The organism is Amphritea atlantica, assembly GCA_024397875.1.
Taxonomy (GTDB): Bacteria; Pseudomonadota; Gammaproteobacteria; order Pseudomonadales; family Balneatricaceae; genus Amphritea; species Amphritea atlantica_B.
In genome coordinates, this window is the sequence record CP073344.1 from 3,656,000 (window position 1) to 3,679,379 (window position 23,380).

Annotated in this window: 20 protein-coding genes; 4 read left to right on the top strand and 16 right to left on the bottom strand. The window is 52.5% G+C overall.

Annotated elements, in window-relative coordinates:
• Positions 1-75: 75 nt before the first annotated feature.
• The 8 genes from KDX31_16920 to KDX31_16955 all read right to left on the bottom strand — a co-directional run bounded on the left by KDX31_16920 (position 76) and on the right by KDX31_16955 (position 8,031).
• Positions 76-921 (bottom strand): septal ring lytic transglycosylase RlpA family protein, encoded by an 846-nt coding sequence (locus tag KDX31_16920; GenBank protein UTW02990.1) that lies wholly within the window; start codon positions 919-921, stop codon positions 76-78.
• Positions 922-924: 3 nt separating this feature from the next.
• Entirely contained in the window at positions 925-1,956 is a 1,032-nt protein-coding gene (gene mltB, locus KDX31_16925; GenBank protein ID UTW02991.1) for a lytic murein transglycosylase B, read from the bottom strand.
• 145 nt (positions 1,957-2,101) lie between these two features.
• A complete protein-coding gene (rodA, locus tag KDX31_16930) occupies positions 2,102-3,238 on the bottom strand; it encodes a rod shape-determining protein RodA (GenBank protein ID UTW02992.1) in 1,137 nt (378 codons plus the stop codon).
• Positions 3,231-5,165 (bottom strand): penicillin-binding protein 2, encoded by a 1,935-nt coding sequence (gene mrdA / locus KDX31_16935; GenBank protein UTW02993.1) that lies wholly within the window; start codon positions 5,163-5,165, stop codon positions 3,231-3,233. The genes rodA and mrdA overlap by 8 nt, the downstream gene beginning before the upstream one ends.
• Before the next feature lie 32 nt (positions 5,166-5,197).
• Positions 5,198-5,665, bottom strand: a complete 468-nt coding sequence (gene rlmH, locus KDX31_16940) for a 23S rRNA (pseudouridine(1915)-N(3))-methyltransferase RlmH (protein ID UTW02994.1) — start codon at positions 5,663-5,665, stop codon at positions 5,198-5,200.
• Positions 5,666-5,745: 80 nt separating this feature from the next.
• A complete protein-coding gene (gene rsfS, locus KDX31_16945; GenBank protein ID UTW02995.1) occupies positions 5,746-6,096 on the bottom strand; it encodes a ribosome silencing factor in 351 nt (116 codons plus the stop codon).
• A 6-nt stretch (positions 6,097-6,102) separates the two neighbouring features.
• A complete protein-coding gene (nadD, locus tag KDX31_16950) occupies positions 6,103-6,768 on the bottom strand; it encodes a nicotinate-nucleotide adenylyltransferase (GenBank protein UTW02996.1) in 666 nt (221 codons plus the stop codon).
• A 6-nt stretch (positions 6,769-6,774) separates the two neighbouring features.
• On the bottom strand, positions 6,775-8,031 hold the full coding sequence (locus KDX31_16955) for a glutamate-5-semialdehyde dehydrogenase (GenBank protein ID UTW02997.1): 1,257 nt from the start codon (positions 8,029-8,031) through the stop codon (positions 6,775-6,777).
• 156 nt (positions 8,032-8,187) lie between these two features.
• Here KDX31_16955 and KDX31_16960 point away from each other — a divergent pair, with 156 nt between their 5' ends.
• From KDX31_16960 to KDX31_16970, 3 genes are all read left to right on the top strand, one after another.
• Complete coding sequence (locus KDX31_16960; GenBank protein ID UTW02998.1) at positions 8,188-9,648, top strand: hypothetical protein; 1,461 nt, start codon at positions 8,188-8,190, stop codon at positions 9,646-9,648.
• Positions 9,649-9,763: 115 nt separating this feature from the next.
• Complete coding sequence (locus KDX31_16965) at positions 9,764-10,534, top strand: sulfite exporter TauE/SafE family protein (GenBank protein UTW02999.1); 771 nt, start codon at positions 9,764-9,766, stop codon at positions 10,532-10,534.
• Positions 10,535-10,565: 31 nt separating this feature from the next.
• Positions 10,566-11,189, top strand: coding sequence for a LysE family translocator (locus KDX31_16970; GenBank protein ID UTW03000.1), 624 nt, complete (start codon positions 10,566-10,568; stop codon positions 11,187-11,189).
• Between the two features lie 374 nt (positions 11,190-11,563).
• Here KDX31_16970 and rpsA read toward each other — a convergent pair whose 3' ends face one another.
• From rpsA to KDX31_17010, 8 genes are all read right to left on the bottom strand, one after another.
• Complete coding sequence (gene rpsA, locus KDX31_16975; GenBank protein ID UTW03001.1) at positions 11,564-13,243, bottom strand: 30S ribosomal protein S1; 1,680 nt, start codon at positions 13,241-13,243, stop codon at positions 11,564-11,566.
• Positions 13,244-13,558: 315 nt separating this feature from the next.
• A complete protein-coding gene (parC, locus tag KDX31_16980) occupies positions 13,559-15,838 on the bottom strand; it encodes a DNA topoisomerase IV subunit A (GenBank protein ID UTW03002.1) in 2,280 nt (759 codons plus the stop codon).
• 61 nt (positions 15,839-15,899) lie between these two features.
• Positions 15,900-17,792, bottom strand: coding sequence for a DNA topoisomerase IV subunit B (gene parE, locus KDX31_16985; protein UTW03003.1), 1,893 nt, complete (start codon positions 17,790-17,792; stop codon positions 15,900-15,902).
• Positions 17,785-18,429, bottom strand: coding sequence for an esterase (locus tag KDX31_16990; protein ID UTW03004.1), 645 nt, complete (start codon positions 18,427-18,429; stop codon positions 17,785-17,787). The genes parE and KDX31_16990 overlap by 8 nt, the downstream gene beginning before the upstream one ends.
• 87 nt (positions 18,430-18,516) lie before the next feature.
• Positions 18,517-19,293, bottom strand: a complete 777-nt coding sequence (locus KDX31_16995; protein ID UTW03005.1) for a metallophosphoesterase — start codon at positions 19,291-19,293, stop codon at positions 18,517-18,519.
• On the bottom strand, positions 19,290-19,730 hold the full coding sequence (locus KDX31_17000; protein UTW03006.1) for a DUF1249 domain-containing protein: 441 nt from the start codon (positions 19,728-19,730) through the stop codon (positions 19,290-19,292). The genes KDX31_16995 and KDX31_17000 overlap by 4 nt, the downstream gene beginning before the upstream one ends.
• 37 nt (positions 19,731-19,767) lie before the next feature.
• On the bottom strand, positions 19,768-20,391 hold the full coding sequence (locus KDX31_17005; protein UTW03007.1) for an NUDIX domain-containing protein: 624 nt from the start codon (positions 20,389-20,391) through the stop codon (positions 19,768-19,770).
• Between the two features lie 231 nt (positions 20,392-20,622).
• Complete coding sequence (locus KDX31_17010) at positions 20,623-22,389, bottom strand: EAL domain-containing protein (GenBank protein ID UTW03008.1); 1,767 nt, start codon at positions 22,387-22,389, stop codon at positions 20,623-20,625.
• Positions 22,390-22,522: 133 nt separating this feature from the next.
• Between KDX31_17010 and KDX31_17015 the strand changes: the two genes are divergently transcribed.
• Complete coding sequence (locus tag KDX31_17015; GenBank protein UTW03009.1) at positions 22,523-23,107, top strand: dual specificity protein phosphatase family protein; 585 nt, start codon at positions 22,523-22,525, stop codon at positions 23,105-23,107.
• The last annotated feature ends 273 nt before the right edge of the window (positions 23,108-23,380 follow it).

Consider the following 23,380-nt stretch of genomic DNA (forward strand, 5'->3'; position numbering starts at 1 on the left):
AGCTGGGACCTGCAAACAGCCTAAAGGTTCGGCCGATAGTCAGCGCTTTTCTTCAACAAATCCCATTAGCGGCACCTAGTCTACCAAATGTGGGCGCAGATAGCCTGCCGCTTCGATTCTTGAAACCAGTTCCGCCAGATCTGCATTCAGCTGAACCGGCCCGACCTGCACCCGGTATAATGTCCGGTCAGACAGATTAAGCGGCACTATTCTGATTTGATACCCCGGCAACATCTGCTGCAACTGCTGTTTAGCCTCGGCGGCAGTGGCTTCCAGACCAAAGGCTCCAACCTGAAGATAGCGTTTGCCGACTGCGGCTGTACTGGTTACCGGCGGTGCCGTTGCCGTGCTTCCTGCAGACACAATCGCGGCTGACGAGGTACTCCAGCTGCCCGGATCGATAGCTTCCACCTCAACATGCGCCGTTCCTCCACCCAGCATATCCAGCTTAGAGGCCGCTGCATAGGACAGATCGATTATCCGGCCACCATGAAACGGTCCCCGGTCATTAACCCGTACAATAACCCGACGGCCATTGCTGACATTGGTCACCTGAACATAACTGGGCAGAGGCAGCGACTTATGCGCGGCACTCATGCCATACATATTGTAAGTTTCGCCATTGGAGGTTTTATGCCCATGAAACTTTTTGCCATACCATGAAGCGATACCACGCTCCTTATAGCCACTGCCGGACGGCATCACATAGTAAGTTTTGCCGAGCACGGTATAGGGGCTTTTATTCCCCCCCCTGCTTTTAGGCTCAACCCGGGGGACAGCATCCGGCACATGGGAAACATCTACCCTGTCTGAGGGGCCGTAATCCTTCTCGACAGCATAACGTCCACTGGGAGCAGAGGAACAGCCTCCCAGTACCGCTATCAGCGATAGCACTATCAGTCTGAGGATTACTCGCTTCATCAATTAACCTGCAACGCCGGTCGTTTTTTCAGCCAGCGCCTGCTGACGTTTTTCTGCTACCGCCTGACTCAGTTCATAAACCGCCATGGCGTACAGCCGGCTGTGATTATACCGGGTGATGACATAGAAGTTATGCAATCCGAACCAGTGCTGAAACTCACCCTCAGTTTCCAGGCGCATCAGCGTCGCGTTGCTCTCAGCAGGCAGACCTTTATGGGTACGGATACCCCGTTCAGACCATTGAGCAAGCGTCAGCTTGGGTTTCAGGTCAGCATTGATCCAGGCTTCATCCGCCAGTTGATCCATTACCACATTGCTGCGTACCGGCTCGCCGGTTTTCCAGCCATGGGCGCGGAAATAATTGGCAACACTGCCAATCGCATCCACCGGGTTACTCCAGATATCTTTCCTACCGTCGCCATCAAAATCGACAGCAAAGCTCCTGAAGCTACTGGGAATAAACTGTCCGAATCCCATTGCACCGGCATAAGAGCCTTTTAAACTAAAGGGATCAACACTTTCCTCACGCAACAGGTAGAGATACTCTTTTAACTGACCCTGAAAAAACTTTCCCCGCGGAGGATAGTCAAAACCAAGGGTGGACAACGCATCCACCACCCGGTAACTCCCCATATTCCGGCCATAGCGGGTCTCAACACCGATAATTGCAACAATAATCTGCGCTGGCACACCGTAGGTTTGTTCCGCCCGCAGCAACGCATCATGATATTCATTCCAGAACGCTACGCCCTGATCAATCCGCTTATCCCGCAAAAAGATATTGCGATACTCACCCCAGTTAAGACGCTTTTCCGCTGGTCGGGAGATCGCTTTCAGAATACTTTCCTGCCGTTCAGCGGCATCAAGAATCGTTCTGACCTCACCTTCATCGAAGCCCTCTTTCGCCATATCGGCGATGAACTGCTCGGCAGCGGGATGATCGCCATAACCACCAGCAGCAACCTGAGCGCCCCATAACAAACCGGTACAGAGTACAACTCCGGTCAGGATTCCTGAAATTTTTGTTCTGAACATATAACCCTACCTTTATTTGCCTTAACAGCCTGGCATTCCCTGAACGTTTGAACCGCTTACATAATGCTCTCAACTGAATCCTGACTTTATCACAGTGACACCAGAACAAAACCGCTGAGTTATTATGTTTATTTAACCTGAATCCTTAATGACTGATCATCTTACGGTGCGCCTGTACCGACATCAGCAAACCGAAGCCCGCCATCAGGGTCACAATCGACGTTCCGCCGTAACTGATCAGCGGTAACGGCACACCGACAACCGGCAAGAGACCGCTCACCATGCCGATATTTACAAAGACATAAACGAAAAAGGTCAGTGTTACACTTCCCGCCACCAGACGGCCAAAACTATCCTGCGCCCTGGTTGCAATCACCAGCCCCCGGACGATAATCAGCAGGTAGATAACCAGCAATAACAATATACCGATCATCCCCAGCTCCTCGCCCATCACCGCGATGATGAAGTCAGTATGACTTTCCGGCAAAAAATCCAGCTGAGACTGCGTCCCCAGCATCCAGCCTTTACCCTCAATACCACCGGAGCCGATCGCGGCCTTCGACTGAATAATGTTCCAACCAGATCCCAGGGGATCACTCTCCGGATCAAGAAAAGTCAGTACCCGCTGCTTCTGGTAATCCTTCATCACCATCCACAGCCCTGGCAAGCCTGCCGCAGCAACCGCCAGAGCACCAAATATATAGCGCCAGTAGATACCGGAAAGCAGCAACACGAATACTCCGGAGGCGGCAATCAACAGTGATGTGCCAAGATCCGGTTGTTTCATAATCATCACCACCGGCACAAAGATCAGCACCAGAGATATCACAATATGACGAAAGCGCGGAGGCAGCGGCCGGTTGGCCAGATAGCAGGCAACCATCAGTGGCAGGACCAGCTTAACAATTTCAGAGGGTTGAAAGCGAAATCCGGGTAACGCAATCCACCGCTGCGCACCTTTAGCGCCAACGCCCACTAACAGCACGGCCAGCAACAACCCCAGACAGATGACGTACATCGCCGGCGCCCAGCGGGCAAACAACTGAGGCCTCAACTGCGCGAGGACAGTCATAACGACAAGTCCGGCCCCCATACGAACCGCCTGGCGCACCACATACCCCATATCCCCGCCGGAAGCACTGTAGAGCACTAACAACCCATAACCACACAACACCAGAATAAACAGCAACAGCCAGGCATCCAGTCGGGTATAGGACCAGAGTCCCCGGCGCCGCGCCAGATGAGGCTGTGCATCGGGCATTGTGCGCTGAAAATCAGCCATCCGTTGCGACTCCTACCAACTCATCAACCTCAGCATCCTGGCGCTTAAGCGTCATAAATGCGTCAATTACATCCCGGGCTATCGGCGCTGCGGTGCTTGAACCACCGCCGCCATTTTCGACAATAACCGATACCGCTATTTCCGGATCAGCGGCCGGCGCAAAGGCGATAAACAGCGCATGATCACGATGACGCTCCGCCATGCTTTCAGCGTCATAGACCTCGTCCTGTTTAATCCCTACCACCTGAGCCGTACCGGTTTTACCGGCAATCTGGAAATCCAGCCCATGACCTATTTTACGAGCAGTACCTCTGGGACCATGAACCACCGCGATCATGGCATCAATAATGCGTTTCCAATATTGATTACTTTTCAGATGGATATCCGGCAACACCGCTGAGGTTCCTTCCAATCCACTGATCTCAACTACATCATCTTCAACAACCTGGTCGGTCTTATGTTTGTTATGCTTCACCACGCCTTTGAGCATTCGCGGCTGTTTCCATTGGCCGCGATTAGCCATGACGGCTGAAGCGGTTGCCAATTGTAACGGCGTTGCCAGCATCCAGCCCTGGCCGATGCTCAGGTTAAGAGAATCACCGGAAAACCAGGACCCCCGGCCGGTTTTTTTCTTCCACGCTTTGGAGGGCAGAATACCGGGCAGAGCCTCTGGCAGATCAAGACTGGTGACCTGGCCAAAGCCAAACCGCCCCAGATAATCGGAGATAATATCCACCCCGGCACGGTTGGCAACATCGTAGAACCAGACGTCACAGGATTGATAGATCGCCATATCCAGTCCCACCTTTCCATGCCCGCCTCGCTTCCAGTCACGATAGCGGCGTCCACCATGGCTCAGGGTATAGAAGCCCGGATCAAAGACGGTATGCGCGGGACTGACCACTCCGCTATCGATCACCCCCATCGCTACCATCGGCTTGATAGTTGACCCCGGAGGGTACTGCCCCCGCAACGCCCGGTTAAACAGTGGCAGATCCGGCGACTCACGCAGGTCTTTATAATCTTTGGTACTGATACCGGTGACAAACAGGTTCGGGTCATAGCCCGGATTACTCACCAGCGCGAGGATGCCACCGGTTTTCGGGTCGATCGCCACAATCGCAGCCCGGCGGCCCTCCACCAGCTTTTCAGCCGCCTGTTGCAAACGGATATCCAGATAGAGGACTATATCTTTACCCGGTACCGGATCCGTTTGCTCAAGTACCCGCATCACCCGCCCCCGGGCATTGGTTTCAACCTTGTGGTAGCCAACTTCACCGTGCAGCAGGGGTTCATAAAACCGCTCAATCCCCAGTTTACCGATATAGTGTGTTGCACTGTAGTTTTTAGGGTCGACCCGCTGCAGTTCTTTCTCGTTTATGCGGCCTACATAGCCCAGCGCATGCACCAGACTCGCCCCGAACGGGTAGTAGCGGATCAGATCCGCCTCAACCTGAACCCCGGGCAAACGCTGATAGTTAACAGCGATACGGGCGATCTCATCATCGGTCAGGCGAAACCGCAGAGGCACAGTTTCATAGGGTCTGCGACGCTGTTTCAGACGCCTATGGAAGGATTCCAGCTCTCTGTCAGTGATCGGGATAAGCGTTTGTAATTCAGCCAGCGTGGCCTCAAGATCACCGACCTTTTCTTTTAACAGCGTAACGCTGTAACTGGGGCGGTTATCCGCTAACAGGGTACCGTTGCGGTCATAGATCAGTCCACGGGTGGGTGCCACAGGTTGCAGCTGAATACGGTTATCATCGGACACAGCGGCCAGCTGATCATGTTGAATCACCTGCAGGTAGTAGAGCCGACCAATCAGCACCCCCATCAGCAACACCACGATCACAAAGGCGATCAGCGCGCGTGACAGAAATACCCGCCCCTCTTTTGTATGATCCTTCAGGCTATCAAACGCTGACATCTAAGCAATTCTTCACAGATATGTGTAACAGGTTATTTATGATAGGGATGGCCCTGCATAATGCTCCAGGCCCGATACAACTGTTCGGCAAGCAGAATACGCACCAGTGGGTGCGGCAGGGTGAGCCCCGAGAGTGACCATTTCTGATCAGCGATCGCGACACACTCCGGTGCCAGCCCATCGGGACCTCCCACCAGTAAACAGAAATTCTGCCCGGACATCCGCCACTGTTCAGCCTGTTCGGCCAACTGTTCGGTACTCCAGTTTTTACCGTTTACCTCCAGTGCAATCACCCGGTCACCTTTCGGGATCGCCGCCAGCATCTGCTCACCCTCCTGGCGCTTTGCCCGGGCCAGATCAGCGCCTTTACCGCGGTGTCCCAGTGGTATCTCCACCAGCTCAAGAGAAAACTCGTGAGGCAGTCGTTTCAGATACTCATTAAACCCTTCGGTTACCCAACCAGGCATCTTGGTACCTACGGCGATAAGGCGTATTTTCATGCTAAAACCGGATTCCTTTACTTAGGTCTCTCCGAAAGAGGGATCGACCACCAACTGAAATAACTCAGTCACAGACGCGCTTAATGTGCCGCGTCCTGTTCGACTTCCTCATCATAGCCCCAGAGTTTCTCAAGATCGTAGAAACTACGGGCATCCGGCATCATTACATGCACGACCAGATCACCCAGATCCACCAGCACCCACTCACCGGTATCCTGACCCTCGATCCCCATCGGCATAAAGCCTTTGTGCTTCATCTCTTCCTGTACATGCTGTCCTATGGACATCACATGCCGCTTAGAGGTTCCGCTGGCAATCACCATCCGGTCAGTCACTGTTGATTTATTGGTTACATCAATCTCGACAATATCCCGTGCTTTCATATCATCAAGGGCTTCACGTACAGCGCTGATCATCTGATCCATTTCCATTAGTAATTATTTACCTTCGTTATGTTGCTCAAAATTATAGAGCCTGTTTTGTTTTATATAGTCCCACACCGCATCCGGCAGCAGATAACGGGGGGAGTGCCCACCCCTGATCAGCTCTCTGATCTGGGTGGCAGAGATTCCCAGTGGCGTCAGTTCACGAAAGATCACATGCCCCGCTGGTTTTTGCAGCAATACGTCAACATCATCAATTTCATGTTCATTGCTGATGTGCTGCATCTGTTCGCAGGGCTCATAGATCCAGCCCGGCCGCTTAACGACCACGATATGACACAGCTGAAGAAGCTCCAGCCATCGATCCCACTGGGGTAACGACAGATAGGCATCCATTCCCAGTATCATACAAATCGGGGCCTGCGCCCCCAGTTCACGCCGAAACGATTCCAGTGTCAGTACAGTATAGGAAGCAGCAGCAGAGATAACCTCCCGCTCATCAGCAATCAGCGCGGGTTCATCGGCTACCGCCAGACGCACCATATCCAGACGTTGCTGACCGCTGCGTTCAGGCGATTTCCGATGAACAGGGGCTTTAGAGGGCATCAGCGTTACCTGCTTTACACCCAGCCACTGCTGGATTTCCAGCGCAGTGCGCAGATGGCCATTATGAATGGGATCAAACGTCCCACCCATAAAGACTTTGACGGATTCGCTCATCAAGCGTTACTGACGAATATGGCCGTCACCCAGCACCACATACTTTTGCGAGGTCAGACCATCAAGACCAACCGGCCCGCGGGCATGAATCTTATCGGTTGAAATACCGATCTCAGCCCCCAGCCCATACTCAAAACCATCCGCAAAACGGGTCGATGCGTTGACCATCACCGAACTGGAATCCACTTCACGCAAAAAACTGCGCGAGCGGGTATAATTCTCCGTGATAATGGCATCGGTATGATGAGAGCCATAATGGTTAATGTGTTCAATCGCCCCGGCCATATCGCTGACCACTCTGATTGACAGAATCGGAGCAAGGTATTCAGTTTCCCAATCTTCTTCGGTTGCCGCGATGATATTCGGCAGCACTTTACGGGTTTTTTCACAGCCGCGCAGCTCCACCCCGATCGCCTGATAGCGATCGGCTAACTCAGGCAAAATTTCTGCCGCACGGGTTTCATGCACAAGCAACGTTTCCATCGTGTTGCAGGTACCATAGCGATGCGTTTTGGCATTAATTGCCACATTAATCGCCTTGATCTTGTCTGCATCTTCATCGATGTAAACATGGCATATTCCATCCAGATGTTTGATCACTGCCACTTTGGCATCACGACTAACCCGCTCGATAAGACTTTTTCCACCCCGCGGCACAATCACATCAACATATTCTGGCATGGTGATCAGCTCACCCACGGCTTCCCGGTCAGTGGTTCTGACCACCTGAACCGTATGTTCAGGCAACCCCACAGCCTTCAGACCCGTCTGAATACACTCAGCGACCGCAGCATTACTGTGGATCGCTTCAGAGCCGCCCCGCAGAATCGTCGCATTACCGGATTTCAGACAGAGACTGGCCGCCTCCACCGTCACATTAGGACGGGATTCATAAATAATACCAACCACTCCAAGTGGCACACGCATCTTACCCACCTGTATGCCACTGGGCAGATAATTCATATCGGTGATCGCGCCGATCGGATCGGGCAGAGCAGCAACCTGACGCAAACCTTCGATCATGGTATCAATCTGAGACTGTTTCAGTTCCAGACGATCCAGCATCGCATCATCAAGACCATTGGCACGGCCCTGCTGCAGGTCTTCAGCATTCGCCGACACCAGCTTTTCACGGGACGCATCAATTGCATCCGCCATCGCCAGCAGCGCGCGGTTCTTAATTCCGGTATCAGCTTTCGCAATTTTGCGGGACGCGATACGTGCCTGCTGACCCAGTTCTGCCATGTACTCTTTAACGTTCATAACCTTCCTTCTCCGTCGAGACCGGACATTATAACCCGCCCGGCAGCGGGGGTCATCGACAGAGAAAGCAAAACAGTAAAAAAGCCGTTTTTGCGAGGTAACTTAGCTGCTATCATCTGCAGGCTCTACTGCCCGGGAATATTTAGCCGTCGGAATATGGATAAACCGCAATTTTTCACAGCGATAATCAATCAGCGCACCCGGCTGATGGCCACGCTTGCCTGCATTTTACTCGCAGGCCTGCTGTTATCCGGTATCTATCTCTCCGTTGTTGCAGAAAAAATCGCTCAGCTCCAGACCCGCCAACAAGGTGAACTACTCGGTCAACAAACCGTTACCATGATAAAGCCTGCACTCCTGTCAGGAGATTCCGTCAGCCTGAACTACGTTCTCAATCAACTGGTAAAGCAGCCTCAATTGGACGCAATCATCCTCACAGATCCCAAGGACCGATTACTCGGCCGGGCCGGTGATATCCGCCAGGACAACCTGATACAGCAAGAGATTCTGATCCGACAACAGAATGAAACCCTGGCGATTCTTGAGCTATACCTGAATCCAGACGCGACTAAATCAAACCTCAACGCCCTGCTGGTGCAGGCTGCTATTCTGGCACTGATAACCGTCATTATCACACTGACCGGCTGCTGGCTCAGCCTCAACCGCAACCGCCAGACGACAGAGCAAAGCACCCACGAAGCGCCCCCAGAAACCATTAGCACCCCCAATCCCTTATCGACAGAGAATGACAACACCTCAGCAGAGACAGCCACACGAGACAAGGAGTCTCACCCGGAAGAACTGGTAGACCTGCTCAGACCGGATGAAGATGCGCCACATATGCCAGGCTTTGCCCCCTTCTGCGAACATAAAGCGAAGACTGAAGCCAAAGAGCAGACAACCGATAGCGCTGCCGAAGAGGTTAGTGTCGAAGAGATCAGTCTGAAGCCGCAATCACGCAACAGGACTCCCAACCCCCTGCTTGAAAACAGCCAGCATGAGATCCAGCTTGATCTGTATTCATTTGAGCAGGAACTGGAACTGATCGTTGCCGCTGAAGAGGCGGGCTACCTGCTCTATCTCGACCTGTCATCAGGCCACTCAGATAACCTGCACAGCAACGAACTTCAGGAGCTGCAGGAGTACTATTACCGAATGCTGGACATGGTCATCGCCATCTATCAGGGACAGTCCACCCGAATTAATAACGGCGATCTGCAGCTGGCGTTTCTCAAACCCCACAAAGATGACTCCCACGGAGTCAATGCAATCTGTGCCGCCCAGCTATTCAACCGCCTATATAAACTGTTTAATCAGCAGCGAATCCGCAGCTTCAAACCGGTCCTGAATCTGCATATGGCCCTGGTTCGCGGGCAATATAAGAAACTCCCGCGAATGCAGGAAGAGGCCCGCTATCTGACCCATAGCACTGACAGCAACGAACTGATCACCCATACCGCCCTCAGTGAAGCACCAGACCTCAAGGTGAGCCTGCTCGCAGGTGCTGATATTACACGGGCCGAAGAGGACAAAGTTCTGATCAGATCAGTCAACGACAACTATCAGCGGCTACTGGATAAACAGGCCCGCCACCTGCTCAGCAAACTCTTCCCATGACCCTCTGTACTGCTGCAGCTATACAGATCGGTTATAAATAGCAGCACACCTGTATCTGTAATGCACAACACTATTCACCTATGCTCAGCTCACGAATTTTATTTAAGGTGAAACCATGCCAACTGATCTGCCGATTCTATTTATAGCCGGACTTCTTGGCGGAGTGCTGAACTCTATCGCAGGCGGCGGCAGCTTCATCACTTTTCCGGCACTGCTGCTGGCAGGCGTCCCCCCCATCAGCGCAAACGCCACCAACACATTCGCCTCATGCTCAGGCTATATCAGCGGCACCTGGGCGTTCAGAAAAGAGCTGCAGGAGATTAAAGGCCAACTACCCCGCTTTATTCTTATCAGCCTAATCGGCGGTATCAGCGGTGCATGGCTGCTACTTCAGACCCCCGAGTCTGATTTTGAAACAGCAGTCCCCTGGCTGCTGCTCTTTGCCACTCTGCTGTTTATCTTCGGCGGACAACTCAACCGCTCACTGCGACAACTCAGCACTAAACATCGCCACGCCTCCTCCGCAGGCGCCGGACTGCTAACACTACTACTGCTTGGCGTCTGCCTTTATGGCGGGTTCTTCAATGCAGGTCTGGGCATTATAGCGCTCAGTTATCTGGCGCTGGCCGGATTTACTGATATCAACCGAATGAACGGCCTCAAACTACTGATCTCAACCTTTGTATCCCTGATCGCGATTGCGATGTTTATTTACGATGACGTAATCGCCTGGTATGAAGGCTCAATGGTACTGGCAGGAACAGTCGTCGGCGGCTATATGGCAGCACATCTGTCCCGCTCGCTGCCACAACAACTGATTCGCAACTTCGTTATCGTTGCCAGCATCGGCATCACCCTGTACTTTTTCTATGACGTGTATCGCTAACTATCAGGCCCCACAACAACAGGTTAGAATAATGGATATCATGACACTGCTACTGTTTATACCCGCCTGCTTTGCACTGAACCTGTCCCCCGGACCCAACAACCTACTGGCAATGAGCAACGCCAAACGCTATGGCTTTCAATCCGCCTGCATTGCCGGCACAGGCCGTCTGATCGCATTTATGGGAATGATATTTCTCGCCGCCACCGGCCTTGCTGTAATCCTGCACACATCCGAAGTTATTTTTATGATGATAAAAATTGTCGGCGCCTGCTATCTGTTCTGGCTGGCATTTAAGCTCTGGACAACCGATACCACCAACAATGATACAGATCCGTCACAGAGAGATAAAAAACAGCTTGAACTGATGCAACAGGAGTTCTTCCTCGCCGCAGGCAACCCTAAAGCGATCCTGATATTCACCGCATTTCTGCCGCAATTTGTAAATCCCGATGCACAGGCAGGCATGCAGTTCTTCACCCTGGGAGTAACATTTCTGCTGCTTGAGTGGCTGGCTATTGCACTCTACGCCCTGTTTGGCATCTACCTGCGACAGTGGTTTTCACAACCTCATAAGCGCCGCCTGTTTAATCGCAGCTGCGGAACACTTCTGGCAGGGGCAGGCTTAGGACTACTGCTATCCCGCCAGCACTAAGCCCGGTCAACAACAGCAGAGCATGTCTCAGAGGAAGAGATCAACCAACCCATGAGAGATGAAAGGTGATAGGTTAGCGCTAAAACCAGGAAGGCTGGACAGAGCACTCAGACCAGCAAACAACCCGTGCGAGCGGCAGCGTAGCTCACAGACACTTTATCGCGCAATCAAACAACCTGCACAGACAGCATATTACTGTGCGGCAAAGCCTGCCAACAAGACCTGACCTGAAGAGCCTCAGCTAAAGAATCCCTGGTAAAGACTCCGACTCAGGAATCCAGATACACAGATCCTTCCCAAGCCACCCTACTTATAGCTTTTTTTAAAACAAAAAAAGGAGCGCAAAAGCGCTCCTTTTTATAGTCTGAGAAGTATTACTTCTTAGCTTCCATCTGCGCCTTGATCAGGTCACCGATAGTGGTTGGACCAGCCATCTCAACCGGAGCATCTGCAACCGCTTTGATAGCCGCTTTCTCATCTGCCTGGTCTTTAGCCTTGATAGACAGAGTGATAGAACGGTTACGACGATCCAGGTTAACGATCTTCGCTTCAACTTCTTCGCCTACTTTCAGGACAGTAGAAGCATCTTCGATGCGATCGATGCTGATGTCAGACACTTTCAGGTAACCTTCGATGCCTTCAGCCAGTTCGATGTTAGCGCCTTTAGCATCTACAGACTTAACGATACCTTTAACGATAGTGTTTTTGTCGTTTGCAGCAGCGTACTCAGAGAACGGATCGCTTTCCAGCTGTTTGATACCCAGAGAGATACGCTCTTTCTCAGCATCGATAGACAGGATAACGGCTTCAACTTCTTCGCCCTTCTTGTATTCGCGCAGCGCTGTTTCGCTATCAGCATCCCAAGAGATGTCAGACATGTGAACCAGACCGTCCAGATCATTATCCAGACCAACGAAAATACCGAAGTCAGTGATAGTCTTGATAGTACCGGTCACTTTATCACCCGCAGCGAACTGCTCAGCAAAAGTAGACCATGGGTTAGCGATGCACTGCTTCATACCCAGAGAGATACGACGACGCTTCTCATCAACATCAAGAACCATAACTTCAACTTCGTCGTTCACCTGAACAACTTTAGAAGGATGGATGTTTTTGTTGGTCCAGGACATTTCAGACACGTGGATCAGACCTTCAACGCCATCTTCGATAGACGCGAAGCAACCGTAGTCAGTCAGGTTAGTTACACGAGCTGGAACCTTAGTGCCGGCAGGGAAACGAGCCAGGATAGAAGACCATGGATCTTCGTTCAGCTGCTTCAGACCCAGAGACAGACGGTTAGTCTCTTTATCGAACTTGATGATCTGTACAGTGATCTCATCACCCGGAGTCAGCATATCGCTAGGATGAGAGATACGCTTCCAGGCCATATCAGTGATGTGCAGCAGGCCGTCAACACCGCCCAGATCTACGAATGCACCGTAGTTGGTCAGGTTCTTAACGTAACCTTTAACTTGCTGACCCTCTTCCAGGGTACTCAGCAGTTCATCACGCTGTGCACTGTTAGCTTCTTGCAGAACAGCACGACGAGAAACAACGATGTTGTCGCGCTTCTGGTCCAGCTTAATCAGTTTGAATTCCAGCTCCTGACCCATCAGGTGGTCAACGTTCTTAACCGGACGCACATCTACCAGTGAACCTGGCAGGAAGCCATTGATCTTGTTAACTGTAACGGTGAAACCACCCTTAACAGTACCGCTGATGTAACCTTTAACAGTTTCTTCAGCTTCAAAAGCAGTTTCCAGAACACCCCAGGACTCAGCGCGCTTCGCTTTTTCACGGGACAGGCGTGTTTCACCGGAACCATCTTCAACGCTTTCCAGAGTAACCTTAACCATGTCACCCACCTGAACTTCAAGTTCCTGGGCATCATTAAGGAACTGGCTGCGGGCAATAACTGCCTCAGACTTCAGTCCAGCGTTTACGGTAACCCAGTCACTATCGATGTCGATAACTTCACCCATAACCAGGGTACCAGGCACCATAGCAACGAGTTCAAGGGATTCTTCAAATAAGTCAGCAAAGCTTTCGGTCATGCTTTTTCCTATACTACAAACACCGGAATTACAGGGTATTTGCAGGGGGTCATACCTGTATTGTCAGTTGATACAGGGCAGTTTAATTATCCTGTGCGGTTGCAGAGACTGACTAAAAAACAACCACGCAGGAGAAGGTTAGGCGCAGTATTTTACAGATTACTGCGCCAAGAAGAAAGTAAATGTCACTATCTATCGGTAATTTTAAGAATTATAAGGAGCTAAAGCGATTCTGAAAGGGCGGCTTGCCCGCAGACAAACCGCGCATAACCACCGAACGCGCTGAAAAAAGGGAGCTTTCACCCCCTCTGATCGTCAATCCTCCGCATCGGCGGCTACCGCAGAGCTAGCGATAACATCCAGAGAATCGACCCGCTGATAACCCCGGGGCAGTTTATTACCCCGACGGCCCCGCTCACCCCGGTAGTGTTCCAGGTCTGCGGGTTTCATCTTCAGGTGCTGCCGTCCAGAGTTAACCTGCAGAGTATCCTCCGCTGACAGTGTCACCAGCGCTACCAGCAACTCATCCCGGGAAGCCGCTCTGGCGGACGGGATATTAATGATCTTATTACCTTTACCCCGACCAAGCTCTGGCAGATCTTTCACCGGAAATACCAGCATCCGTCCTTCATTGGTTACCGCGACCAACAGATCGCTGTCTTTATTTTTCAGCGCCATCGGCGACATAATTTTAGCGCCCTTAGGCAATGTCAGAGCCGCCTTACCGGTACGGGTTTTACTGGTCATATCGGAAATTTTGGTCACGAAACCATAACCGGCATCCGACGCCAGCAACACCGCATCAGTATCTTTACCGGCAATCGCGCCATCAATGGTGGCCCCCTTTGGCAGCGTCAACTTACCAGTAACCGGTTCACCCTGCCCCCGTGCAGAGGGCAGCGTATGCGCTTCAAGCGAGTAGGCCCTGCCGGTACTGTCCATCAAAATGACTGGCTGGTTCATACGCCCCAGACACGCCAGCTTGAAACCGTCGCCGGATTTATAGCTAAGCCCCTCTGGATCAATGTCATGCCCCTTGGCGGAACGTATCCAGCCCTGCTTGGAAATAACTGCGGTGATCGGCTCCGCGGTCAGCAGCGCTTTCTCATCCATCACTTTCGCCTCTTCACGGGCAACGATGGGTGAGCGGCGATCATCACCATACTCTTTAGCATCCGCTTTCAACTCATCCCGGATCAGCTTGCGCATCAGCTTTTCTGAACCAAGAATCTCTTCCAGGTAGTTACGTTCCTCGGTCAGCTCGTCGATCTCACCACGGATCTTTATCTCTTCCAGTTTGGCTAATTGACGCAGCCTGATCTCAAGAATCGCCTCGGCCTGAATCTCAGTGATACCGAAACGTTCGATCATCACCAGCTTAGGCTTCTCTTCGGTTCGGATAATCTCAATAACTTCGTCGATATTGAGGTACGCAACCATCAGGCCCTCAAGAATATGCAACCGGGCCAGCACTTTATCGAGACGGAACTGTAACCGGCGACGCACCGTTTCAGTACGGTAAATCAGCCACTCGGTAAGGATCTCCCTGAGGTTTTTCACCTTAGGGCGACCATCGATACCGATCATGTTCATATTCACCCGGTAGGTGCGTTCCAGATCGGTGCTGGCAAACAGGTGCGCCATCAGCTGTTCAACATCGATTCGGTTGGAACGGGGCACTATCACCAGACGGGTCGGGTTTTCATGATCAGACTCATCCCGAAGGTCGGACACCATCGGCAGTTTCTTCTGCTGCATCTGCTGCGCAATCTGCTCCAGCACTTTAGCCCCGGACACCTGATAGGGTAACGCCGTGATGACAATATCACCCTGTTCACGGCTGTATACGGCACGGGCCCGAAGGCTGCCCTTACCGGTCTCATACATCTTCTGCAGTTCATGGCGCGGCGTGATCAGCTCGGCATCGGTGGGCATATCCGGCCCCGGTACTATCTCACACAGCTCAGCGACGCTCATGCCCGGTTTAGACAGCAACTTGATACAGGCTTCAGTCACCTCCCGCAGATTATGCGGCGGAATATCGGTTGCCATCCCCACCGCAATACCGGTGGTACCGTTGAGCAGAATATTAGGTAGCCGGGCTGGCAGGGTTAGAGGCTCATCAATGGTGCCATCAAAGTTTGGCCCCCACTCAACCGTCCCCTGTGCCACCTCTTTGAGCAACACCTCAGCATATTTTGCCAGCTTGGACTCGGTGTAGCGCATCGCGGCAAAGGATTTAGGATCGTCTGGCGACCCCCAGTTACCCTGACCATCGATCAGTGGATAGCGGTATGAGAACGGCTGCGCCATCAGCACCATCGCCTCATAACAGGCACTATCACCGTGGGGGTGGAACTTACCCAGCACGTCACCCACGGTACGGGCAGATTTCTTATACTTTGCCGTGGACTTCAGTCCCAGTTCCGACATCGCATAAACGATACGGCGCTGAACCGGCTTAAGGCCATCGCCGATATTCGGCAATGCCCGGTCAAGGATGACGTACATGGAGTAATCCAGATACGCCTTCTCGGTATATTCTTTCAGTGACAGGCGTTCAATGCCTTCATCGATATGTACTGTTCCGCTCATTTTTTGTCCCGGAGCTTAATAACTCATTGTTCGCGCGATCTTCCACTTGGCCAAAAGTGGCTTAAACGTCTGCCAGATTACCCTTGCTTTCCAGCCACACTTTGCGATCAGGAGAACGCTTCTTCGCCAACAACATATCCATCACATCATTGGTGCCATCACCCGGCTCGATCGTCAGTTGAACCAGCCGGCGGGTATCCCGTGACATGGTGGTTTCGCGCAGCTGCAGCGGGTTCATCTCACCCAGACCCTTGAAGCGTTGAACACCAATTTTGGCATTCTTCCGCTCTGACCGGATCCGCTCAACAATGCTGTCTTTCTCACTATCATCCAGAGCGTAAAAAACATCTTTCGCCACATCGATCCGATACAGAGGCGGCATCGCGACATAGACATGCCCGGCCGTCACCAGTGGTTTGAAATGGCGCACAAACAGCGCGCACAGCAGCGTGGCAATGTGAAGACCGTCGGAGTCCGCATCCGCGAGGATACAGATCTTGCCGTAACGCAGACCGTCAAAGTTATCCGACCCCGGCTCTACGCCGATCGCAATCGAGATATGATGCACCTCCTGAGAGGCGAGCACTTCGTTGTGGTCCACCTCCCAGGTGTTCAGAATCTTACCGCGAAGCGGCATTACCGCCTGATATTCACGGTCACGGGCCTGCTTGGCAGAACCACCCGCCGAGTCACCCTCGACCAGAAACAGCTCGCCCTGCATCGCATCATTACCGGTACAATCGGCCAGCTTACCCGGCAAGGCAGGCCCGGAGGTCACCTTCTTACGGATCACCTTTTTATTTGATCGCAGTCGCTTCTGAGCATTACTGATCACCAGCTCAGCCAGCTTTTCACCATCTTCTACATGGCGGTTCAGCCAGAGGCTGAAGGCATCTTTGGTGGCCCCGGAAATAAATCCGGCGATATGACGGGATGACAGTCGCTCTTTGGTCTGACCCGAGAACTGTGGGTCCTGCATCTTCGCAGAGAGTACATAGCAGCAACGCTCCCAGATATCTTCTGCGGAGATCTTAACCCCCCGGGGGAGCAAATTGCGGAACTCACAGAACTCCCGCATCGCCTCCAGCAGACCGGTACGCAGACCGTTGACATGGGTGCCGCCCTGCGCGGTGGGTATCAGGTTGACGTAGCTTTCACAGGTCAGTTCGCCGCCTTCCGGCAGCCATTGCAACGCCACATCCATAGCGTCGATCTCCCCCTGAAAGGAAACGGTAAAGGGTTCTTCGGGCAGGGTTTCATAAACCTGAGTCGTGCCTTTGAGATAATCCACCAGACCATCCTGGTAGTACCATTCATCCTTCTCTTTGGTCGCCCCGGTCGCATCGGTGAAAGTGACCCGTAAACCGGAACAAAGCACCGCCTTGGCCCGCAGCATATGGCGCAGCTTAGTCAGATGGTATTTTGGCGTATCAAAGTACTGAGGGTCGGCCAAAAAGCGTACTTCGGTGCCGCTATTGCGCTGACCGCAGCTGTCAACGATCTCCAGATCGGAAACCTTCTCGCCATCCGCATAGGTCATCCGATAGACATTACCACCCCGACGGATGGTCACCTCAAGCAACTTCGAGAGAGCGTTTACCACCGAAACCCCGACGCCATGCAGACCACCGGAGTAGTTGTAGTTCTCGTTGGAAAACTTACCGCCGGCATGCAACCGGGTCAGAATCAGCTCGACACCGCTGACCCCCTCTTCCGGGTGGATATCCACCGGCATCCCCCGGCCGTTATCCCTGACGCTGATAGCGCCATCCTTATGCAGGGTCACATCCAGCTGCGTAGCATGACCTGCCAGCGCCTCATCGACACTGTTATCGATCACTTCCTGAGCCAGGTGGTTTGGCCGGTCGGTCTCGGTATACATACCGGGACGGCGCCGTACCGGGTCCAGCCCGCTCAGTACCTCAATTGCATCAGAGTTATAGGTGTTACTCATCGGAAGTTTCAGTCCTTATCCGCCCAGCTGTCAGATCAGTGACAGCGGGCAACTCAACCCGGCCTTCGGCAAATGCCAGTATCGCCGGGATAACAGATTCAAATTGGTCAAAACCGTGGGAACCACCCTGCTGCACCAGCATCGGCGAATCCCTGAATTTTTCTACCGCTTCCCGGTAGTCCAGCGTTTCATCGCCGGTCTGGGTCAGCAACAGGTAACGAGAAGGGTCTTTCAGAATATGACAGTTTATCTGCAACAGTTGCTGCAGATGCTCATGGGTCAGCTCATATCGTTCATCGCTGTAGAAATTACCCTGTTCACCCAGCATGGTTTCCAGCAGCTCAAACGGACGCACCGCAGGATTGATCAGCACCGTCCGCAAGGCATATTTTTCACACAGCCAGGTGCTGTAATAGCCGCCTAAGGAGCTGCCAATCAGGATAATCGCGCGATCACTGTGGGTTTCTATCAACTGCTCAAGCATGCCGATCGCCCTGGCAGGCCAGTGGGGCAGCGCCGGCACAATCACCTGGTCAGCCTTTCCCTCAGCGGTCATCCAGTCAACAAAAAACCGTGCCTTAAAGGAGTCCGGTGAACTGTTAAAACCGTGAATATAGAGAAACAGTGGCTGTGCCATCAATAACCTTTCTGTCTGCGACTATCATTATCTGTATATATATACATGTTTTCGGTAAAGTACCGGAGAGCGCCGGGCGATGCAACCTTAACCCGCGACTCTTTTGACCGAGGTCTCAATCTGCCCGTCCCCGTGTAACGTCAGCCACCGATAGGCCGGCAGACTGAGGACCGGATCATCTTCCAGAATCAGCTGCTGACAACCGGCCTTAAACTGTACCGAGGTGGCCGGCGTCATAATCACCCGAACATCTCCACGGACAAGCTCCCAGGGCTGATGGACATGACCATTGATCACCGCTCTGACATTCTGATGCGGCGCCAGAGCTGCCCAGAACTGATCGGCATTGGCCAGCATAATCCGGTCCTGCCAGTCACTGTCGACCGGCAGAGGATTATGATGCAACACCACGAGACAATGATGAGTAGAATACTGTTGCAGTTGCTGCTCGAGAAAGGTCAGTTGACTCCGGGACAGACTGCCACCACCCTGACCATCAGGATCGGAAGTACTGTCCAGCAGTATGATCGCCCACCCTTTTGCCACCACCGTACGTTGATTCAGCTGACTCCCATGCTGATGGCCAGCCTGCAGCATAAGTTGCGCATCATCATGATTACCGGGAATCCAGTAGCTCGGTACCGGCAGATGCGCCAATCGCTGACTCAGCCGCTGATACCCTTCGGGGCCGCCATGATGTACCAGATCACCGCTACAGATAACCATATCCGCTGCCGGAGTCTGTAAAAGAAGATCATCGATCACCCGATCCAGATGCCGCTCAACATCAAAACCCTGGTAATCCCGGTCTGGATCATTTTGCAGATGACAGTCGGTAACCTGAGCAATAACCAGTGGGGTCATGAAAAGCTATACACCGGTTCTGCGGCCTGACCGTGGGTCAGGCAGTGACTGAGCCATTCCCCCAGGTACTGATTCAGCTGCGCTTTCTCATCTTTCTGGTGCATCAGCGCATTCGGGTAGTTGTACACCCCCCGGAAATGACGCCGGCTTTTCAGGCAGATCACCTCGGCGGCCCGTGCATCATGATACATCCGCACAACCAGGCTGGGCGCTTCCAGCCAGCTGTTATCGAAGCTTTGCGATACCAGTATCGTAGTAGTATAGGTAAAACGTTCCTCAACCCGCAGGCGCACGATGCTCTGCTGTTGATGCCAGTGGACCTCGAACTCGCGCTCGTCGCGCTGCTCAATATCCGGCATCAGCCGCATCAGACGCAGATAGTTGGCCTCACAATCGGCCATCTGCTTTATCAGGTCAGGGATATAACGTTTTTTCATCTTCTCCAACACTCAGAACACTTAATCAGAGGCTGCTTCACACACAACCCCAGCGGTGCAGCAGTTGCTCTCGATTTAACTGTAACCATTGTACCGCAATTATGGTCGCAGCATTATCAATAGTACCGTTTGCCACCAACTCACACACCTCAGCAAAGGGTAGCACATGAACCAGAATATCCTCGCCCTCATCCTGCAGCCCGTGCACGCCACCCACACCCGAGCTATCAACCCGGGCACACAGCAGATCGACATATTCATCACTGCCACCGGCGCTGGGCAGATAACGGGTAATCGGCACAATATCATAAATAGCGGCGCCCGCTTCCTCAACCGCCTCTCTCAGCGCCACATCTTCAGGGGTTTCTCCCTCTTCGACTATCCCGGCCACCAGCTCCAGCAACCAGGGGCTATCGGCCTTACTCAGGGCGCCCACACGAAACTGCTCGACCAGCACAATGCGCTCGTTATCCGGATCAAACAGTAAAACACAGACCGCATCACCTCGCTGAAACTGCTCACGAACGATCTCTACTTCGCCGCCTTCAAACAATGAGTGACGGATCGTTAACCGACTAATTTTGAAAAAACCATCGCAGGTACGCTGCTGCTTAATAATCGCAGCATCCGCCGCGGTAAATCGTGGTTGCCAGTGGGCCATACCGAACTCCGGACTCAGTCTCTATTTTTTAGTAACAGATTCAGATCTGTATTCAGGACGTCAATATAGCATGTCTGAAGGGCCTGTCTGGAATGTAGGTCTGGAGTGAACGTCGGGTGTCAATGTTAGCCTGATATAGCTGAAGAATATGAGCGCAGCCTATTTGAAAAGGAGGCCCGGGACTGGCGTTACTCCCAATGAGAGGTCACCCGCCTCAGGGAGATAACCGTATCAGTTGATGCGTTGCTTTCGGCGCCGGGAAACAAACAGATAACTGCCATCCCGCTTTTTCGCCTCTTTCTTAGCCTGGGCGGCAAGCTCCGCCACCTCATGATAACTGATACAGCGGTACGGATCCGGATGCACGACACCGCAGGACAGACTGAGCACAGGATAGAACACCGACTCCCCTGTACGACTGGCCGCCCAGATACCACCCTGTTCAAGATCTTTCGGGCTATAAAACTCCCGGATCACCAGGTCAAACTGAAGCAGAATTCGTTCGCAGCGCTCTTTCCAGTCAGCCGTACGGAAGACCACGACAAAGTCATCGCCACCGATATGCCCGGTAAAGTTATCACCATTGGCATTATTGGTTAGCAACTCACCCAACAACTGTATCAACCGGTCTCCTTTGACATAGCCGTAACTGTCATTGAACGGTTTGAAATAGTTGATATCAAAGTACGCCACCCGAAAATTCTCGGTCTGTTTAAGCAGCCCATCGATCTCCCGATTGATCGGCACATTACCGGGTAACAAAGTCAGAGGGTTGGCATAACGGGCATTGCGAATCTTCAGTTCAGTGATCTTTTTCAACAGATCACGAACATTACCGACGCCCTGATAGTGGCCATCTTTAGTAATAACCAGTCCCTGATGCAGATAAACCGCATCCTGCTCAGTGATCAGTCGTGAAACCTGTTCCAGGCTGGTATCCGACTCGATAATGATCGCCCTGGTATCCAGAATCCGGGTAACCGGGCGATTTTCATACAGCGCCCGGCCATACTGAGTTGAAAACAGCTCGAGCAGATCAGAGCGGTGTACAGTTCCGATCGGCCGGCCATCTTCAAGCACCGCCAGAATATCGTACAGCGGGTTTTCCCGGAACAGTTTAGCGGTATATCCCATCTGATCATCGAAACTCAGTGCCGGAGCCGGATGAACCAGCACAGCAGCGGTCTCGGCCATATCCTTTTCACTGCCCGCCCGCCGCTTACGCGGCAACCACTCATCACTGTTCGTCAGCATTTTCGGGTTCTGAGTTGGCCGCCCCAGATAATATCCCTGACCAATAGTCGCACCCAGCTCTTTCAGGGTAACCAGCTCGGAACGGGTTTCCACCCCCTCAACAATCACTTTGGAGCCAACACCGTTCGCAATATTGCAGATCGACTTTACAAACTGACGTTTCACCGGGTCACGATCGACATTGTGGATAAAGTGCCGATCAATTTTAACGTAGTCCGGTTGCAGCTCTGACCAGAGTTTGAGCCCTGAATAACCGGTTCCCAGATCATCAACGGCAACTTTAAACCCCATCCGCTTGTAATGATTTATCGCCTCAAGCGTCAGCCCATAATTATCAAACGGATGCTGCTCCGATATCTCGATAACGATTGAATCTAACGGAATATCGAGTGACTTCAGCCATTCCGCCGTCAATCCTTGACGGTATTCAGGCGTCCCCAGAAGCGATGCACTGACATTCAGAAACAGTTTTCCGTCCAGCGACAACCGGGCAAAAGCCTCCAGAGAAAGCCTGCGACAAAGCAGCTCCAGCCGAAGCGTCAGGCCGCACTCCATCGCGGTGCTAAAAAGAAGCTGGGGGGTATACAGTTCACTGTTCTCAGGACCGCGAATCAACGCTTCATACCCGAGCAACTCACCCCGACGCAGATCGACTATCGGCTGAAAATGTGGATACAGCTGCTCAGTCTCGATCAGTTCATAAAGCTGTGTATTACGATCAGGTATAGTCTGCGGAGCGGTCATCTTGAGCCTGTGGGCGATTGTTGTTATTTCTCACAGCTTATTAAGCCCGGGTGACAAAGAGATGACAGCAGAGAGGGTTTTATAACTACTCGGGTTAAGCTACAGTCAGCTCTCACAGGAAAAGGATTTCACTATGACAGGTTTCAGAACTACTCCCCGGTTTTACGCCATTCTGCTGCTCGCCCTCAGCTCGATAAGCTATGCAGACACCCGGCTTCGTCCCGAGGTCTGGGCATCCCCGGTCATCGGTTCAGAGCTGAACAACTTTTACCGCATCGACAATCATCTCTACCGTTCCGAACAACCCGGCGATGAAGCATTCGGCCAGTTGACGGCATTCGGTATTACCGAGGTACTTAATCTGAGGGAGTTTCATAGCGACGATGATGAAGCCCGCAAAACACAGCTAACGCTCCACCAGCTGAAACTGCGCACCGGCAAGGTCACAGAAGATCAGTTGATTGAAGCACTGAGGATTATCAAAAACAGTAAGGGACCGCTACTCGTGCACTGCTGGCACGGTTCCGACCGTACCGGCACCGTAGTAGCGACATACCGGATTGTCGAACAGGACTGGAGCAAACAGCAGGCGCTGGATGAGATGATCAACGGCGGTTATGGCTACCACGCAGCGATCTTTCCCAATCTGGTGGAGCTGATTAATGGGCTGGATGTGGAGCGGATAAAGACAGCATTAAATTCTGAGAAAAATCTTTAACGCTGCAGATAGTTAACCCTTCAAGAGCCTTCAACGCTAAGGGATACTGGCTATCCGCATTATCAATGCTTGACTGCTCATACTCACTAAGCGTTGTCTTGCGAGCATGATTCTTAAGATGGAGTACAACCGCAACCACAATCATCGCTAAAGAACACCAAAAGACTCCGATAGCGAACAGCTGGAAGTCTTCTGCGTCCCAGTATTACCGGCCCCGGACACACCAGCGGCAATGCCCGGAACCAGAAACTGCAGCAGCGATTACGGCAAGGA

What these genes read in the sequence shown, in the direction of transcription:
- nadD (UTW02996.1), bottom strand. Translation starts at nt 6,768, where the DNA reads ATGAGCGAATCCGTCAAAGTCTTTATGGGTGGGACGTTTGATCCCATT.
- KDX31_16955 (UTW02997.1), bottom strand. Translation starts at nt 8,031, where the DNA reads ATGAACGTTAAAGAGTACATGGCAGAACTGGGTCAGCAGGCACGTATC.
- rlmH (UTW02994.1), bottom strand. Translation starts at nt 5,665, where the DNA reads ATGAAAATACGCCTTATCGCCGTAGGTACCAAGATGCCTGGTTGGGTA.
- rsfS (UTW02995.1), bottom strand. Translation starts at nt 6,096, where the DNA reads ATGGAAATGGATCAGATGATCAGCGCTGTACGTGAAGCCCTTGATGAT.
- KDX31_16995 (UTW03005.1), bottom strand. Translation starts at nt 19,293, where the DNA reads ATGACCCCACTGGTTATTGCTCAGGTTACCGACTGTCATCTGCAAAAT.
- parE (UTW03003.1), bottom strand. Translation starts at nt 17,792, where the DNA reads ATGAGTAACACCTATAACTCTGATGCAATTGAGGTACTGAGCGGGCTG.
- KDX31_17010 (UTW03008.1), bottom strand. Translation starts at nt 22,389, where the DNA reads ATGACCGCTCCGCAGACTATACCTGATCGTAATACACAGCTTTATGAA.
- rpsA (UTW03001.1), bottom strand. Translation starts at nt 13,243, where the DNA reads ATGACCGAAAGCTTTGCTGACTTATTTGAAGAATCCCTTGAACTCGTT.
- mrdA (UTW02993.1), bottom strand. Translation starts at nt 5,165, where the DNA reads ATGTCAGCGTTTGATAGCCTGAAGGATCATACAAAAGAGGGGCGGGTA.
- parC (UTW03002.1), bottom strand. Translation starts at nt 15,838, where the DNA reads ATGAGCGGAACAGTACATATCGATGAAGGCATTGAACGCCTGTCACTG.
- KDX31_16965 (UTW02999.1), top strand. Translation starts at nt 9,764, where the DNA reads ATGCCAACTGATCTGCCGATTCTATTTATAGCCGGACTTCTTGGCGGA.
- KDX31_17015 (UTW03009.1), top strand. Translation starts at nt 22,523, where the DNA reads ATGACAGGTTTCAGAACTACTCCCCGGTTTTACGCCATTCTGCTGCTC.
- KDX31_16970 (UTW03000.1), top strand. Translation starts at nt 10,566, where the DNA reads ATGGATATCATGACACTGCTACTGTTTATACCCGCCTGCTTTGCACTG.
- mltB (UTW02991.1), bottom strand. Translation starts at nt 1,956, where the DNA reads ATGTTCAGAACAAAAATTTCAGGAATCCTGACCGGAGTTGTACTCTGT.
- KDX31_17005 (UTW03007.1), bottom strand. Translation starts at nt 20,391, where the DNA reads ATGGCCCACTGGCAACCACGATTTACCGCGGCGGATGCTGCGATTATT.
- KDX31_16920 (UTW02990.1), bottom strand. Translation starts at nt 921, where the DNA reads ATGAAGCGAGTAATCCTCAGACTGATAGTGCTATCGCTGATAGCGGTA.
- KDX31_16960 (UTW02998.1), top strand. Translation starts at nt 8,188, where the DNA reads ATGGATAAACCGCAATTTTTCACAGCGATAATCAATCAGCGCACCCGG.
- KDX31_16990 (UTW03004.1), bottom strand. Translation starts at nt 18,429, where the DNA reads ATGGCACAGCCACTGTTTCTCTATATTCACGGTTTTAACAGTTCACCG.
- rodA (UTW02992.1), bottom strand. Translation starts at nt 3,238, where the DNA reads ATGGCTGATTTTCAGCGCACAATGCCCGATGCACAGCCTCATCTGGCG.
- KDX31_17000 (UTW03006.1), bottom strand. Translation starts at nt 19,730, where the DNA reads ATGAAAAAACGTTATATCCCTGACCTGATAAAGCAGATGGCCGATTGT.